13 protein-coding genes are annotated in these 16504 nt (G+C 64.5%); 5 read left to right on the forward strand and 8 right to left on the reverse strand.

All coding sequences use genetic code 11. From position 1 onward, the window contains the following. Positions 1–53: 53 nt before the first annotated feature. Both BEP01S_RS01080 and BEP01S_RS01085 read right to left on the reverse strand, forming a co-directional pair. On the reverse strand, positions 54–443 hold the full coding sequence (locus tag BEP01S_RS01080; RefSeq protein ID WP_039206192.1) for a universal stress protein: 390 nt from the start codon (positions 441–443) through the stop codon (positions 54–56). 148 nt (positions 444–591) lie between these two features. Continuing rightward, positions 592–1659 carry a helix-turn-helix transcriptional regulator gene (locus tag BEP01S_RS01085; RefSeq protein WP_062239577.1) on the reverse strand — a complete coding sequence of 356 codons (1068 nt, stop codon included), beginning with the start codon at positions 1657–1659 and terminating at the stop codon, positions 592–594. Between the two features lie 201 nt (positions 1660–1860). Between BEP01S_RS01085 and BEP01S_RS01090 the strand changes: the two genes are divergently transcribed. Then, positions 1861–2463, forward strand: coding sequence for a mycothiol transferase (locus BEP01S_RS01090; RefSeq protein WP_062239580.1), 603 nt, complete (start codon positions 1861–1863; stop codon positions 2461–2463). 85 nt (positions 2464–2548) lie between these two features. Here the strand turns inward: BEP01S_RS01090 and aceB are convergent, their stop codons facing one another. Together aceB and aceA are read right to left on the reverse strand one after the other, a co-directional pair. Next, the gene (gene aceB, locus BEP01S_RS01095; RefSeq protein ID WP_062239582.1) at positions 2549–4156 is read right to left on the reverse strand and encodes a malate synthase A; all 1608 of its coding nucleotides are present in this window, start codon (positions 4154–4156) and stop codon (positions 2549–2551) included. A gap of 240 nt (positions 4157–4396) precedes the next feature. Beyond that, a complete protein-coding gene (aceA, locus tag BEP01S_RS01100; protein WP_062239585.1) occupies positions 4397–5707 on the reverse strand; it encodes an isocitrate lyase in 1311 nt (436 codons plus the stop codon). A gap of 181 nt (positions 5708–5888) precedes the next feature. On the opposite strand from aceA, the gene BEP01S_RS01105 reads away from it, so the two are divergent. Then, the gene (locus BEP01S_RS01105) at positions 5889–7340 is read left to right on the forward strand and encodes a helix-turn-helix transcriptional regulator (RefSeq protein ID WP_062239587.1); all 1452 of its coding nucleotides are present in this window, start codon (positions 5889–5891) and stop codon (positions 7338–7340) included. 91 nt (positions 7341–7431) lie between these two features. Here the strand turns inward: BEP01S_RS01105 and BEP01S_RS01110 are convergent, their stop codons facing one another. Beyond that, positions 7432–8769 carry an alpha/beta hydrolase gene (locus BEP01S_RS01110; RefSeq protein ID WP_167348242.1) on the reverse strand — a complete coding sequence of 446 codons (1338 nt, stop codon included), beginning with the start codon at positions 8767–8769 and terminating at the stop codon, positions 7432–7434. 111 nt (positions 8770–8880) lie between these two features. Further along, positions 8881–10524, reverse strand: a complete 1644-nt coding sequence (locus BEP01S_RS01115; RefSeq protein WP_244882009.1) for an FAD-dependent oxidoreductase — start codon at positions 10522–10524, stop codon at positions 8881–8883. Between the two features lie 37 nt (positions 10525–10561). Here BEP01S_RS01115 and BEP01S_RS01120 point away from each other — a divergent pair, with 37 nt between their 5' ends. Both BEP01S_RS01120 and BEP01S_RS01125 read left to right on the forward strand, forming a co-directional pair. Continuing rightward, complete coding sequence (locus tag BEP01S_RS01120) at positions 10562–11890, forward strand: site-specific DNA-methyltransferase (protein WP_062239596.1); 1329 nt, start codon at positions 10562–10564, stop codon at positions 11888–11890. 135 nt (positions 11891–12025) lie between these two features. Beyond that, the gene (locus BEP01S_RS01125; protein ID WP_039211409.1) at positions 12026–12322 is read left to right on the forward strand and encodes an antibiotic biosynthesis monooxygenase family protein; all 297 of its coding nucleotides are present in this window, start codon (positions 12026–12028) and stop codon (positions 12320–12322) included. Between the two features lie 94 nt (positions 12323–12416). Here BEP01S_RS01125 and BEP01S_RS01130 read toward each other — a convergent pair whose 3' ends face one another. Next, the gene (locus tag BEP01S_RS01130; RefSeq protein WP_083532428.1) at positions 12417–13154 is read right to left on the reverse strand and encodes a potassium channel family protein; all 738 of its coding nucleotides are present in this window, start codon (positions 13152–13154) and stop codon (positions 12417–12419) included. Between the two features lie 72 nt (positions 13155–13226). Continuing rightward, positions 13227–14561: a TrkH family potassium uptake protein gene (locus BEP01S_RS01135; RefSeq protein ID WP_244882010.1), complete on the reverse strand. Its 1335-nt coding sequence runs from the start codon at positions 14559–14561 to the stop codon at positions 13227–13229. A gap of 170 nt (positions 14562–14731) precedes the next feature. Here BEP01S_RS01135 and BEP01S_RS01140 point away from each other — a divergent pair, with 170 nt between their 5' ends. Then, positions 14732–16186, forward strand: a complete 1455-nt coding sequence (locus BEP01S_RS01140) for an APC family permease (protein ID WP_062239599.1) — start codon at positions 14732–14734, stop codon at positions 16184–16186. Positions 16187–16504: the final 318 nt, after the last annotated feature.

The following is a 16504-nucleotide window of genomic DNA, read 5'->3' on the forward strand; positions in this document are numbered from 1 at the left end:
AGGCCTTACCGTCGATTCAGGCTTTGGCGAGTTTTCAGGTCTTTGCCGTCGAATCAGGCTTTGGCCGTGAGGACCGGAACCTCGGCTTCGAGGAGGATCCGCTGTGCCTGCGAGCCGAGGATGAACTTCCCGATCGCCGAGCGTTTGCGCAGGCCGATGACGATGAGCTGGGCTTCGTACTCAACGGCGAGGTCGTTGAGCGTGCCGGGCAGATCGTCTTCGTGGTCGGGCTGGAGCACCTCGACCTCGACGTCCGATTCCTTGCCGAGTTCGACGATCCGTTTGATCTCGTCCTCACCGATTTCGGTCGGAGCTCCACTGGAACCACGTCGCTGCGAGTTGATCACGACGGCAGCGCTCGACCGCAGTTTGGCTTCTGCGAAGCCTGCACGCAGAGCGGCCTCACCCTCGGGAGCGGGTAGGTAGCCAATGAGAATCGTCATGGCCCCCAGTATATGGACTCACCGATGATTCGTTCATTCCGGGATCACCCAGCGGTCAGGTAGAAACAACCCCCATTGCCCTCCAATTACTACCTGACGGCGGCCCAGATACCTCGCGCGAGGTATCTGGGCCGCCGTCGGGTAGCAATTAGGAAATTGAGGCTTCGACGACTGCCTGGGCTCTCGCTGCGTGTTCTCGCAGGGAGTCGATGAGCTCCGGCGGGTGGAGCACTTCGATCTCGGCGGGGATCGCTGCCAGGGTGGCCGTGACCCATCTGAGGTCCCAGAATCCGCAGGTGATGCGCACCCCGTCGGCCGCCTCGGTGATGGTGGCGCTCCGGGTGGAAAACCATTCCTTCGCCTCCTGCACCGAGGCAGCGGTGCGCAGAACGACGGTGTGCGGATACGCGGTGGTGGTGACGGCGGCGGAGACAGCCGCCTCGGCGTCGGGGTGGTCACGCGGCGTAAAGCTCAGCGTCGTCGCGTGAACATCGCTCATCCGGTCGAGGCGGAAGACCCGATGATCATCGCGGTCGAGGTCGAAGGCGAAGACGTACCAGTGAGCGCCGAAAACGACGAGGCGGATCGGTTCCACTCGGCGCGGCGTCGAGGGTTCGGCAGTCGAGGAGTTGGCGTCGGTGGCGCCGCTATCGGGGGCTGCCCATCGAACCGCGATCGGATCGGCAGTCGGAGAACCGGGCGCGCTCGTAACGGAGGGGATCTCGGCCTCAGTTCGTTGCATCTTCCGGTAGCCGAAGGTCGCGATCGTCGACGCATTGATCGCCGAGGCGAGCGTGATGACCGCTTCGATGTCGACCCCGGGGACATTTCCTTCGGACACGGACACAGCCGCTGCGATATCCGCGACGGTCGCGCGCATCGCGGTCGGGAGCATCTCCCGCAGCTTGGTCGTCGCCGAATCCGCGTGCTCGGTGTCCAGACCGGCCCCGCGCAGGAGGGCCAGACCGACCGCGGTGGCCAACGCCTCCCCCGCCTCGAGCTGCAGAGGCGGCAGCACCGTCCGCGATTCGGCGCGGTAGCCTCCAGCGAGACCGGGATCTGAGGAGATGATGTAGCCGAGATCGCGCAGCTCAGCGATATCGCGGCGGATTGTCCGCGGGGTGACGTCGAAGCGGGCGGCGAGTTCGGCGGCAGTGTAGGCACGGCCGGAGGCGAACAGGCTCAGCAGAGTCAGGAGCCGCGTTTCCGATCGCATGCCACTCTCCTCTTTGGTGTGAATTGGAATGAGGTGCTGGCACGGATCCGAAGCGAATCTCCGATCCCACCTTCAGAAGAACTTCAGCCACTTCCACAGATGCGGACAGTATATGACCACATAGGAGTTGACGATAGGTTTACCGCTTCAGCCGATCGGCTGCGGCGGACCTGCCGAACGAAGACCCCACGAGGAGAGACCATGCCGTTCTTCACCCCTTCCGTCACGACCGAAGCCGACGCTGCCTTCACGTTCCTCACGCAGCAGTGCAACCAGCTCAAGCTCACGGCGCTCGGCCTGACCGATGAACAGGCTCGCAGCACACCGACGGCCAGCGGATTGAGCATCACAGGACTCGTCGTCCACGCGGCGCAGGTCGTCAACAACTGGCTCATCCAAGTCAAGGAACCGACTCGAGAGATCGCCGAGGACGACTACCGACCGGTCAACGAAAAGATGGGACTCACGGCGATGTTCGACGGGTCAGCCCTGCCCGACCTCGCCATCGACGAGGCGGTAGCGATCTTCGACAAGGTCATCGACGGGATCGAGGAGGCTCGGGCCGCAGTCGCAGAGGCGGGGACCGACCTCGGCACCGAAGTACCGATGCCGTACAACCCGTGGATGCCCGACGACTTCACCATGACCGTCCGCTGGATCCTCATGCATCTCAATACCGAGATCGCCCGGCATGCCGGACATGCAGACATCATCCGCGAGTCGATCGACGGGGCGATCGCCTACCAGCTCAATGCTCAGGCGGACGGCGAACCGTGGCCGCCCGAGGGTATGGACTGGAGCTGAGTCCCCACGAATTACCCCCAGAACTACCTGACGGCGGCCCAGCAACCTCACGCGAGGTTGCTGGGCCGCCGTCAGGTAGCAATTGTTAGGCTACGAAGGCTTCGGTGGGCTTGGACACCCGGTCGACCAGGTGGTCGGTGTAGGCCGGCATGGTGAGGAATTCGGCGAACTCCTCGCCCAGTGCAGTCTCGCGGAAGATCTCCACGGCCTCATCGAAGTGATCATCGGCGGTGCGCTGCATCAGAGCCAGCTCCTCGCCGAGGTAGCGCTCCACCAGACGCGATGTCAGCTGCTGACCGTTGTCCAGGGTCACCTCGTGGCGGATCCACTGCCAGATCTGCGAGCGGCAGATCTCAGCCGTCGACACGTCTTCGAGCTGGTTCTCCAGAGCCACATGGCCATTGCCGCCGAGCCATTCGTTCATGTATCCGATGGCCACGCGGATGTTCACCCGCACGCCCTCTTCGGTCACGATCGGCTCGAGGCCGGAGCGATCGAGGATGTTCTCGCTGGTCACCTGCACGTCGGGGCGCTTGTTCTCCAGCTGGTGCGGCTGCGAGCCCAGAGCGGCATCGAACACTGCCAGAGCAGCCGGAACCAGAGCCGGATCTGCCACCCAGGTGCCGTCGAATCCCTGCCAGGCCTCGCGAGCCTTGTCCTCACGCATGCGCTCGAACTCGGCGGCCACGAACTCCTGGTCCGGGTGATCGGACATGAGGTTGGACATCGTGCCGATCGCGTGTGCTCCGCGACGGTGGCAGGTGGCGACCAGGCGGTCGGTGAACGCCTTCATCAGCGGCAGGTCCATCGTCAGACGCTCGCGGTCGGGCAGAACGTATTCGGTGGTGTTGCGCAGGTTCTTCACCACGGAGAACAGGTAATCCCAGCCGGCAGCTTCGAGACCGGCGCAGTGCTCGCGCAGCTCGAAGAGGATCTCTTCCATCTGGAACACAGCGGTGATCGTCTCGATATGAGCCGTCGCCCGGATGGTGCCCTTCTCGATGCCCAGCATGTTCTGCGCCAGGACGAACACCTTGTTCCACAGGCGAGCTTCCTGCGAGGACTCGAGCTTCGGCAGGTAGAAGTACGGGCCGGAGCCGTTGTCGATGAGGTAGCGGGCGTTGTGAAAGAAGTACAGACCGAAGTCGACGAGGGCGGCGGAGGTCGAGAACTCGGATCCGTTGTCATCGACGTAGATCAGATGCTTCTCGGGCAGGTGCCATCCGCGGGGACGCAGTCCGATGGTCGGCTGGTTGTCGTTGGTGATTCCGGGCAGCTGGCCGCGGATCGCGCGGAAGAGGTTGACCTGTCCGCCGATGATGTTGGCCCAGGTGGGGCTCGTGGCGTCTTCGAGGTCGGCCAGCCACACCTTCGCCTGCGAGTTCAGCGCTGCCACGACTTCGCCTTCGGTGACCGGGCCGGTCAGCTCCACGCGGCGGTCTTCGAGGCCGGGGGCGCCGGCGGATCCGGCGACCGACCAGGAGCGGTCGGCGCGGATGCGTGCGGTCTCGGGCTTGAAACGGGGGAGGGTTCCGCCGTTCATCTCGGCCGCGCGGGCCCGGCGGGTGCGCAGCACGTCGCTGATGGTGCCGGCGAACTCGTCGTGGAGCTTGGCGATGAACGTCAGAGCAGGTTCCGAAAGGACGGTGCCGAAGCCGGTTTCGAGCGGCGCGTTGATCTTGATGTAAGACATGGGCTTCTCCTCACCCGTCGTAGTGTGTGCCTGGATTAAGTGGCTTGAGTCTGTGGGGGATCCTCGCCGAGGCGGCTCCGAAGTGATCGTGAGCGCTGCGGTGGGATCGTGGCGGGGTTCTTCGTCTGTGGTGTGACGGAGCGGATCGACAATGTAAACCCCGTGAAAACATTGCCGATCCGCCCCGGGTATCTGGTGGGTTCGCCCCCGCTGGTCAGCGGGGCGTGATCCCGGTGCGGCTCAGCTGAACTGAGCGGTTTCGGTCGAGCCGGCCAGTGCGGTGGTCGACGACTCGGGGTTGAGTGCGGTCGAAACCAGGTCGAAGTAGCCGGTGCCGACCTCGCGCTGGTGACGGGTCGCGGTGTATCCGCGCTCCTCAGCAGCGAACTCGCGCTCCTGCAGGTCGACGTATGCGGTCATCTGCTCGCGGGCGTAGCCGTGGGCCAGATCGAACATCGAGTAGTTCAGTGCGTGGAAGCCGGCCAGGGTGATGAACTGGAACTTGTATCCCATGGCTCCGAGCTCGCGCTGGAACTTCGCGATGGTGGCATCGTCGAGGTGCTTGCGCCAGTTGAACGACGGCGAGCAGTTGTAGGCCAGCATCTGGTCCGGGTACTCGGCGTGGATCGCATCGGCGAACTGCTTGGCTGCTTCGAGGTCAGGTGTGGAGGTCTCCATCCACAGCATGTCCGCGTAGGGAGCGAAGGACAGTCCGCGGGCGATGCCTGCTTCGATGCCGTTGCGAACCTTGTAGAAGCCTTCGGCGGTGCGCTCACCGGTGACGAACTGCTGGTCGCGCTCGTCGATGTCCGAGGTCATCAGCGTGGCTGCTTCGGCGTCGGTGCGGGCGATGACGAGGCTGGGCACGTTCTCGACGTCGGCCGCGAGGCGGGCGGCGTTGAGGGTGCGGATGTGCTGCGAGGTCGGAACGAGGACCTTGCCGCCGAGGTGGCCGCACTTCTTCTCCGAACCGAGCTGGTCCTCGAAGTGCACACCGGCCGCACCGGCGTTGATCATCGAACGCATGAGTTCGTAGACGTTGATCGAGCCGCCGAAGCCTGCTTCCGCGTCAGCGACGATCGGAGCGAACCAGTCGTCGACCTGCTTGTTGCCTTCCGAGGTCTCGATCTGGTCGGCGCGCATCAGAGCGTTGTTGATGCGGCGGACGACCTGCGGCACCGAGTTGGCCGGGTAGATCGACTGGTCGGGGTAGGTCTGGCCGGCGGCGTTCGCGTCGGCGGCGACCTGCCAACCGGAGAGGTAGATGGCGTTGAGGCCGGCCTTGACCTGCTCGACTGCCTGGTTGCCGGTCAGCGCACCGAGTGCGTTGACGTAGTCACCTGAGTGGATGTCGCCGGCAGTGATCTGGTTCCAGAGGCGCTCGGCTCCGTGACGGGCCAGCGTGTGCTCCTCGATCAGCGAACCGCGCAGTTTGACGACATCCTCGGGCTCGTAGTCACGAGCAACTCCCGACCAACGGGCGTTGGTGGCCCAGTCGCGGCGGATGGCTTCAGCATCGTGCAAGCTGTTCTGCGTGGTGTTCTCAGTCATTGTCCTTCTCTTTCTCGATCTATCGGGGTTGTTGATGTATCCAGTCTGCGGGGGCCGCAAGGGCTCTCGCATTGTTTTTTCGGATGAATAATCTCGAGATTTCCGGTTTCAGAAATTTCTGCGTTCTGTCATACTGATTTTCAAACGTGTGAACCAGCACACAGCAACCGAAGGAGGCGCATTGAACAGCGTTGGCGCGGAAGTTGAGAGCAAAGAACAGCAGACCGATCCCCTGAGCATCGGCAGAAGAATCCGCTTTTTTCGCAAGAAGCGCGGTTTAACCCTCAACGAGCTGGGTCGGGAAGTAGGGCGTGCAGCCTCCCAGATCTCGACGATCGAGAACGGCAAGAGAGAAACTTCTGTCACGCTCCTGGCCGCGATCGCGAAGGCGCTGAAGACGGATGTCGCCGACCTCATCGACCCCGCTCCGATCGACGAACGGCAGGCTCTCGAGCTCGAAGCCGAACGCAATCAGGCCTCCCCCATGTATTCGTCTCTGGGGCTGCCGCAGGTGCGGATCAAGTCCCTGCCGGCCGATGCACTGGAAGCGATCGTGGGTCTTCAGCGGCAGCTCGGCGAGGCTCTGGAACGACGCGCGGCCACCCCGGAGGAGGCCCGGCGGGCCAACCGGGAACTGCGGGATCGGATGAAGGAGAAGAACAACTACTTCGCCGAGCTCGAGGACACCGCAGCCGAGCTGCTCGACCTCGTCGGCTACGAATCCGGAACTGTGTCACAGCGGCAGACGGCGCTCATCGCCGAGAAGCTCGGCTTCAGCCTCCACTATGTCTCCGATCTGCCCGAATCAACTCGGTCGATCTCGGACACCGCGAACAAACGGCTGTATCTGCCCAATGCCGATGCCGCCTTCGATCCGCGTTCGCACCTGCTCATGAGCTTGGCCCCGCATGTGCTCGGCTATGACTCCCCGAAGGACTTCCACGAGTTCCTCCAGCAACGCGTCGAGGCCAACTATCTGGCTGCCGCGATCCTGCTGCCCGAATCCTCGGCCGTGCCGATGCTCGAGGAGGAGAAGAAGAAGCGGGTGCTCTCCGTCGAGCATCTGCGCGATATGTTCGGCGTCGGCTACGAGATGGCCGCCCACCGGTTCACGAACCTCGCGACCGAGCATCTCGGGCTGCCCGTGCACTTCATGAAGGTCCACAACTCCGGCACGATCCACAAGGCGTACTCGAACGACGGACTCCCGTTCCCCACCGATCCACTCGGCGCGATCGAGGGCCAGTTCGCATGCAAACGCTTCACCTCGCGCACAGTCTTCCGCGTCGCCGACCGGTTCAGCCCGTACTACCAGTACACCGACACCCCGCACGGCTCGTTCTGGTGCACCGCCCGCGTGCTGCCCGGCGGCGACTACGCCATCAGCGTCGGCGTCCCGTTCTCCCATGTCCGCTGGTTCGAAGGTCGGGAATCACAGATCCGTTCACAGTCCGACTGCCCGGATCCGTCGTGCTGCCGCCAGGCCCCGGACGACCTGGCCGAGAAATGGGAGGACCAAGCGCTGCCGTCAGCCCGCATGCACGCCTCGCTGCTGGCCGCGGTTCCGCCCGGCGCCGTGCCCGGCGTCGACGACACCGAGGTCTACGAATTTCTCGAACGACACTCCGACTGATCAACGGCACCGTTCGACGGCGCAGGAACCCCTCGCCGAGGCGGCTCCCCCACTTCGGGTACCCCGTGACCGAGTCTGGTGAGCGTTCGGATCATTCCGCCAGGACTTCGGCCAGGCGGACGAGCATGAGTTCGCGCCACCACAGGTATTCGTGCCCGCCCACGAACGGTCGAGGTGCGATGTCGATGCCGCGAGAGGCGAACTCCTCGGTCGCCTCGGCGACGGAGTCGGCAATGGCTGTCTCCAGGATCCCGTGGTCGACACAGAACGTGGGGTGTGGGGCGGCCGTCACCCGGTGTTCCGACGTATGAGCCCCGGACTTTTGAGTCTCCGACTCCTCGACGATGCCGTTCGGCCCGCTGTCGGTTCGGCTCGGTACGAGGTCCCAGATCCGGCGCCCCTGGGCGTCGGATTCCCAGAACGACGGTGAGAGGCAGATTCCGCGGAACGCCTCCGGGCGCCGCAGGGAGAAGAATGCTGCGGCCAGTCCTCCATAGGAGGCGCCCGCCACGATCGTTCGCGCTGTGACGTCCGGCGCGGTCTGCTGGACGAGCGCGAGGACGTCGTCGCAGAACTGAGGGTTCATCACGAGGTCATCGGCGCGCTGGCCGATGGCCGCATCCTCATCAGGACCGTCGTTCCTGACAGGAGCGTGGTCGACGGCGATGCCTAACGACGGAGGGGACACCAGCTCGTCGATCGCTGTGAGCAGTCCGCCGCGGATGAACCGCTCCCCGTCGAAGACGACGAGCACCGACGCCGAGGCGGGACCTCGCTGGGGTCGGTGGATCCAGATCCGCCTCGGCGCGGAACCGAGGGTGACGACCTGCTCTTCTGTGGACGGCAGGCCGTCTCCGGCCTCGTCGGATGGCTCCGATTCCGGTTCGTCACCACCGGTCCAGATCAGAGGTCGGGCATCGGGTGCGGCGATCTCGAAGACCTGCTTCCGGCGCATGTCGGTGACCACGCGCAGGCCATAGTGACCGGTGGGGACGAATCCCCGTTCGAGGACATCGAGCCAGGTCGGACGGTCGGCGACCTCGAGCCCGCGCGGCACGGGCAGGAAGCGCAGCGCTCCGCGATATCCGCGGGGAACACTCAGATCGATTGAGTACATCGTCGTCTCGGCACCTGCGGTTCCGTCGGTTCCGTCAGTTTCGACGGTTCCGTCCGTTCCGTCGACAACGCCTGCCGGATCGGAGCACCGGGCCATGATCCCGCCGGGCACATTCCGTCGGACTGTCACACCATTGAGGTCGACGAAGATCTCGCGCTCGGCTCCGGGTGCCGCCTCGGCGGGAATGTGCGAGGCCGGAAGGGTCACCCGCAGCGTCCAGTTCTCGTCGGGCTCGCCTTCGGTCCACGAGCACAATCTTGGGGTCGCGCCGTTCTGCTCTGCCGGAGAATCAGCCGCTCTGGTCCCGGACATCATCACTCTCATCGTCAGTTTGGATAGCCTAAGTTAAGTTATCACAACTGATGTCTGCGGATTCCGAGGACTTCTGAGTTCGACTGGGGTGTTGGTCGTCCGACGCGAGTCTCAGCGGGTCGTGTTCTCGAAGGCCCGATCGACGATCGTCTCGGCGATTGCCAGCGCCGAGGTGGCCGCCGACTTCGGCACGGACCTGACCGCAGTCAGCCTGCCGCGCCTGGTCATGGTGAGTTCGTCGATGAGTTCGCCGTCGGCGGTCATCGCCTGCGCCCGTACTCCGCGAGGTCCGGGGGCCACGGTGTTCGGGTCGAGTTCGGGGACAAAGCGGCGGATTCCGTCGACGAAGGCGGTCTTGCTCACCAGTGGCCGAACTCCGCGGGCTGCCGTCTTCGCTGTCTGAGCGGCGAACTTCCAGAATCCCTTGGATCTGGCGGTCGAACCGATGTCAGCGAGGTCGAAGCCGTGCCGGTCGTAGGTTTCGCGGCCGAGGGCGACGAAGGTGTTCGGTCCGAGGATGAGTCCGTCATCGAGTCCGCGGACGATCGAGGTTTCGGTGAAGGGGGCCTGTGGGTCGGGAACGGATCCGATGATGCCGCGGACCACCTCGGTGTCGGTGGCCGGGATCCGGTAGTAGTCGCTGGTGAAGGGCACGATCCGCGGTTCGGCATCCAATCCGGCGGCGGTTGCGAGGCGATCGGCTTGGAGGCCGGCGCAGACGATGACAATGTCGAAGGTGCCGAGCACCTCTTCGGCAACTGTGTCCCGGTCCGAACCAGTACGGTCCGAGCCTTTACGTTCTGGGCCGTCGTTCTGCCGACCGTCTGCTAGTGGGCCATAGCGGCTGTCGTCTCGACGTGACCAGGAGTCCGAGAGCTTCTGCGTCCACTCGCCGATCGTCGATTCGGCCTGTTTGAACCAGTCCTGCTGTCCGAAGCGATCGCGCAGCTCATCGCCGATGCCGATGACGGGGTCACGGCCTTCTTCCCCGCGATATGTGCGCGGCCGGTCTCGAACCTGTTCGTCGCGGTCATCCCGATCGCCGGCGGCACCCTCGCCACGTTCGTCATGCCCGGCAGTGCCCTCGCCTGGGCCGCCCCGGCCCTCGGCAGTGCCATCGCTTCGGTCATCACCGGAATCCTCGGCTGCGGCCCCGTGCCCCGACGACGAATCATCTGCCGGAACCTGGCGTCCACGCAGTCGGACTTCGTTGCTCATAGTGTCGAAGCTGGTGACCTCGGTGGTGAAGCGGAAGGTCCCTCCGGCGGCGCGCACATCGGAGGCGAGCGCTGTGGTGAGTGCCGCGAAGTCGGCGATGGCCGCATGGGGTGAGAAGAGTCCGAGGACTCCTCTGACGGCCGGTTCGACGGCTCCGATCTCGTGGCGTTCGAGCAGTCTCGCGCCGGGGACTTCATTGTCTTTGGCACGGGCGAAGATCTCTTCGAGCCGTTCGGCTTCGTCAGTGTTCTGGGCGATGAGCAGCTGGGCGCATTCCCGGTAGGGCACGCCCGCTTGAGCCATATAGGGGATGAGCAGCTGGAGGCCTCGTCGGGTGAGTTTCGCTTCTGCCGAACCGGGCTTCTGGTCGAGGCCGGAGTCGACGATTCCTGAGGTGTGGCCGCTCTGATGTGCGGCGACGGTTTCGGCTTTGTCGAAGACGGTGACTTCGGCGTCGGGGAACCTCATGGTGACTTCGCGGGCGGCGGCGACGCCGAGGATGCCGGCACCGACGACGGCCACTCGTGAAATACTCATACAGCAATCTTGGCACCGTTCGGGTTGAAGGAGAAGGATGACGACCGTCTTGGAGTGGCCGGGCAAGGCCGCCGCCTTCGCCCTCGGTCGCCGCCTCATCGCGGAAGCCGAAACCGGACCCTACACCGGTGAGGGTGAACGAGGACCCGAGCCCCACCTCGGTGGGGGTGTCCCTGACCGGGAGGGCCGCCTCGGTGGTGGTCGTCCGCATCTGCGGGACGGCGAGGGTGCCGCTCATGTTCCCGATCCGCACGAGAACCTCCTCATCGTCGGGGACAATCTGCCTGCGCTGACGGCGCTGCTGGCCACGCATCGCGGGCTGGTCAAGGTCGTCTATATCGATCCGCCGTACAACACGGGCAACGCGCATACGTACAAAGATCACGGGCACGATCACGCCAGTTGGCTGTCGTTCATGACCCCACGGCTGCTGTTAGCGCGCGAACTCATGCGCGAGGACGGGGTGCTGTTCCTCCACCTCGACGACAAGGAGAGCGCGTGGGCGCAGCTGCTCGGGCACGAGATCTTCGGTGAGGACAATTCGCTGGGCACGCTCATCCATCAGCGCGCGAAGGGCGGGGGCAATGCGCGGTCGTTCGTGCGCGGGCACGACTATGTGCACGTATGGGCGCGCGATGCGAGCCAAGTCGGGCCGTTCCTGACGGAGAAGAAGTCGCCGGCGAAGCTCGAGGTCATCGACGGCAGGAGGATGCTCGTGGAGACCGATGTGCTGCGCGCCGGCTTCGGCCGCTACGCCCGCGGGTCCGAACGGCGACTGATGTACGAGGACATCGTCGCGGTCAAAGGAGAGAAGAAACTCGCCGAGGTGGACGCGAAGTTGGCATCGGGCGAGTACATCCTCAGGCCCTGGGGAACAGAGGGCAAGCATGCGGTGGTGCGAGTGACACCGGCGGAGAAGGCGAGTTCGAAGATGTACTCCATCATCAAGGCACTCGGCGGACAGAACGATCTGGAACCACTGGGGCTGGGCGGGGTATTCAGCTATCCGAAGCCGGTCGAACTGGTCAAGGCACTCGTGGCCTCGCAGACGTTCTTCGACCCTGACGCCATCGTCCTCGATTTCTTCGCCGGGTCCGGGACCACCGCGCAGGCCGTGATGGCCGCGAACGAGCGGGATGAGGGGTCGCGGTCGTTCGTGCTCGTGCAGACCCCGGAGCCGCTGCGGTCGAAGAATGCGAAGGCCGTGGTGACAGCGTCCGGGAGCAGCGACGCCGAGTTCCCGACGATCAGCGAACTCACTGCCGAACGCATCCGCCGTGCCGCCGACATCCACTCCCCGGGGCTGAGCTTCACTCAGCTCGAGATCGACGACGGCGAACAGCACGGCGCCGCACCGATGGGCTGATTAGTCTTCTCGATCCCCGAGCTTCTGCGACAGGTTCTGAGACGGTGATGGCACACTATCGGACTCCTCAGACAGTGTTCGGGTCGAAGTCGTAGAGTCGAGGTGACTCAGCTGCCCATCCGAAAAGGAGCAACCATGTCAGTCGTCGCCATCAACACTCTCACCGTCCCCGAACCGGCACGTGCCGAACTCGAGAAGCGATTCACCGAACGCAAGCATTCGGTCGACAGCGCTCCCGGCTTCGAAGGCTTCCAGCTGCTGCGCCCCGTCTCCGGCGGTGACCAGTACTTCGTCTACACCCAGTGGGCAACCCGCGAGGACTTCGAGAACTGGCGCTCCAACCGCTCCCCCGCCCACGAGACCAACGGCAAGAAACCGGTCTCCGAGCAGGCGAATCTCCTCGAGTTCGAGGTCGTCGACCTCGGCGACTGACCGTTACCAGGTTCCGAGGGTCAGGCGCACGCCACCGCGGCGCCGCCTCGGCGAGTGACCGTCCCTGCAGCAACACGAACCCAAGGGCGTCGACTTATGCGTCGGCGTCCTTGTCCAATTCACTGAACGCCTCGACTTTCTTCGGACTGCCGGCCACGAGGATCTCGTCATCGGTATAGAGGGTGACATCCCGGTCGGCGATGTCCCAGAGGGAATTGCCGCGACGTTTGAACGCGACGATCGTGACGTCGTACTGAGTCCGCAGCCCCACCGAGGCCAGGGGCACGTCGGCGACGCGCACCGGCGGCGTGGTGCGTGCGAGGACGAAATCCTCGTCGATGGGCAGGAAGTCCGAGATATGTCCCCTGATCAGGTGGGCCAACCGCCTACCCATATCGTTCTCGGGACTGATGACGTTGCCGATGCCCAGCTGGTGCAGAATCTCCGCGTGGGGTTCACTGATCGCCTTCGCCCAGATGTGCCGATTGCCGAGTTTGAGGATCCGCGACGCCACGAGGATGCTCGCCTCGAGGTCGCTGCCGATGGCGATGACGACGCGGGAGACCTCGTCGATGCCCAACTGTCGCAGCACCACCTCGTCGGTGGCATCAGCACAGGAGGCAAAGGCGATGACGTCGGCGAATTCGGCCACGACCGATTCGTCGCGGTCGACGCCGATGACCTCGACCCCGTGTTCGGCGAGTTCACGGGCCAAAGACCCGCCGAATCGGCCGAGCCCGATCACGGCCACGGAGCCGTCCCTGGCCAAGGCGCTGGGGGCGCCGGTGAGGAACGACGCGGACCGCGCCATCCAGTTCTTCTTCTCGTTCATGGTCTTGTCCTTTCTGGGCCGCCTCGGCGGGGTTGTCGGCAGTCGTTGATTCGGCTCTCGATGGATCGGCCATCAGCCGATCAGCGGCCGTTCCTTCGGCAGTTCGTAACGGATGGGGCGTTCTCGCAGGGCCAGGCCGGACGCCACGGTTACCGGTCCCAGCCTGCCGAGCGCCATGGTGAGGATGAGGACGATCTGGCTGGGCGCGGACAGGTCCGCGGTGATTCCGGTCGACAGACCGACCGTGCCGAATCCGGAGATGACCTCGAAGAGGACCCGGCTGAGGCCGAACCTCGGGTCGCAGAGGAGGATGACCATCGTCGCCAGCAGCACCCAGCCGAGCGCGAGGACGATGACCGTCGTCGCCTGTCTGTGCACGTCACGGGAGATGCGGCGACCGAACAGGGTCACGGATCGTCCGCCGCTGATCTCCGTCCACGTCGTCGCCGCGAGCACCGCCATCGTCGTGATCTTCACGCCGCCTGCCGTGCCGGCCGGTCCGCCGCCGATGAGCATGAGGACGTCCGTCCCGAACCAGGTCACCGTGTGCATCTGGCTGATGTCGATCGAGTTGAACCCTGCCGTGCGCGTGATCGTCGATTGGAACGTCGCCGCTTGGATCTTCCCCCACGCGTCGAGGTGGCCCATCGTCGCGGCATTGTTCCACTCGATGACGGCGATGAAGACGGTGCCGCCGATGAGCAGAAGCGGGGTGATGACGACCATGATCCGGGTGGTCAGACCCCATTTCAGCGGGGTTCGGTACCGCCGGACGAGTTCGATGAGGACGGGATAGCCGAGCCCGCCGAGGATGACTGCCAGTCCGATCGGACCGCATATGAAGGGGTCGGCCACGTAATCGACGAGGTTGTCCTGACGGAGCCCGAATCCGGCGTTGTTGAACGCGGAGATCGCATCCCAGATCGCATCCCAGATCGCCTGTGGCACGGGTTCGTCGTAATGGAAGAAGAACCGGAGGAACAGCGCCGAGGCGACCACGAGCTCCGTGCCGAAGGTCAGTGCCGTGATGCGCAGGACGAGCGGCTTGACGCCGCCGATCGCGTCGCTCTTCGTCTCCGAGGCCACGGATTGGCGGAGCCGGAGTCCGGCCTTTCCCGCCAGCAGCAGGGCAAGCAGTGCGGTGAGCAGGAGCACGCCGAGACCGCCGGCCTGGATGAGGCAGATGATGACGATCTGACCGAAGAGCGTGAAGTCCTGACCGGTGTCAAGGACGACAAGCCCGGTGACGCTGAGCGCCGAGGTGGCTGTGAAGAGAGCTTTGAGCAGTGAAATGCCGCCGTCGGCGACCGTGGCCGCCGGGGTCATAAGCAGAGTGGTCCCGGTGACCAATGCTGCCAGGTAGCCCGCGATCACGCGGACGATCGCTGAGCGATGTGAGCTGTGCACCAGACGGAATGCAGCACCATTGCAACGGTTCGGGATCCCGTGCAGACAACTCCCCGGTAATGGTCAGAATCCTGCTACTCTGCCTTATCGGAACTGCCGCGATTCGGCTCATGCCCGCGGCACGGCCCAGCATCTGTTCGTCCATCCACAGAGAAGTGTCGAGGAACCCCATGAGTCAATCGCAGTCAACAACTACAGATCGAGACCACGGCTTCGTCAAGGCCCTCGGCTCGATCGATGCGCTCTTCATCGGCTTCGGTGCCATGATCGGCTTCGGCTGGGTCGTCCTCACCGGTGAATGGCTGTCCGGCGCCGGCACCATGGGCGCCATCCTCGCCTTCGTCGTCGGCGGCATCATCATGTGCTTCGTCGGAACCGTGTACTCCGAACTCGTCGCAGCCATGCCGCATGCCGGCGGTGAGCACAACTACCTCATCCGGGCAATGGGGCCACAGGTGTCCCTCTTCGGTTCGTGGGCGATCACCGGCGGCTACATCAGCGTCGTCATGTTCGAAGCCGTCGCCGTGCCGAAGACCGCTCTCTACCTCTTCCCGAACCTCGAGTTCGTCAAACTGTGGACGATCGCCGACTTCGATGTGTATCTCACCTGGGCGCTCGTCGGCACGGTCACCGCGATCATCATCTCCTGGATCAACATCCGCGGTGTCAAGGTCGCGTCCCTCGTCCAGACCTTCGTCGTCTCCTTCCTCATCATCGTCGCCCTCATGCTTCTGGCCGGCGGACTGGTCGGCGGAGAAGCCGCCAACGCCGAGCCGCTGTTCACCGGCGGAGGTTCAGGTTTCATCGCCGTCGTCGCGGTCGTGCCGTTCCTCTTCGTCGGCTTCGACGTCATCCCGCAGTCCGCTGAGGAGATCAACCTGCCGCCGAAGAAGATCGGCAAACTCGTCGTCGCCTCGGTGTTCATGGCCATCGCCTTCTACGTCATCATCATCTGGATGACGTCGCTGGCCATGCCCGCGTCTGAACTGGCCGCGCACGATCTCGTCACCGCGGACGCACTGGCAGCCATGTTCAATTCCGCGTTCTGGGGCAAGCTCGTCATCGCCGGCGGTCTGGCCGGAATCATCACTTCGTGGAACGCCTTCCTCATGGGCTCGTCCCGCCTCATGTGGGCGATGGCTACGGCCGGAATGATCCCCGCCTGGTTCGGCAAACTGCACCCGCGCTACCGCACCCCGGTCAACTCGATCCTCTTCATCGGAGCGCTCTCCGCCCTCGCACCGTTCCTCGGTTCGGCGGCCTTGGGATGGATCGTCGACGCAGGTTCGCCGGCGATCGTCATCGCCTACTTCCTCGTCAGCGTCGCGTTCCTGGTCCTGCGCAAGCGCGAACCGGCGATGGACCGTCCGCTGCGCATCGGCGGCCAGGGCACCTCCGGTTTCACCATCGGTGTCATCTCGGCCGTGCTCACGCTCATCCTGTTCGTCCTCTACCTGCCGATCACCCCGTTCTCTGCCCAGCTCGCGTGGCAGTCGTGGGCGATGTTCGGTGTGTGGCTGATCATCGGCATCGTCTTCATGTTCCGGCTGCCGCGCGGCGTCAAGGCAGGCCCGAACGCCGAGAACGAGCTCCTCGCGAAGGTCAGGGCCCTCCGCGGAAAGTGATCGCGGGAGCTATCCCTCACCGCTAGCGGCACTCCGCACCGTTAGCTGCACACCGCACAAGTGCTCGCACCCCTCACCTTCAGCGACATATCACCCCTTTGCAACGGGGTGGTGAGCCACTGAGAGTGTGGGGTGCTTCGCTATATGTAGGAGGTGCCACTAAGGGTGAGGGGTGCCGGCATTGCCAGCGGGAGGATTCGGCACTTGCGGTGCGTGATGCCGACGCTCTGCGGACCGAGCTGCGCCCGAACACTCGCGGGCGACCAAACGCGCCGACCGCGCGTACGTCTCTTGCCATGCGAACGCGGCCGCCGGCTT

The organism is Brevibacterium epidermidis NBRC 14811, assembly GCF_001570805.1.
GTDB lineage: Bacteria > Actinomycetota > Actinomycetes > Actinomycetales > Brevibacteriaceae > Brevibacterium > Brevibacterium epidermidis.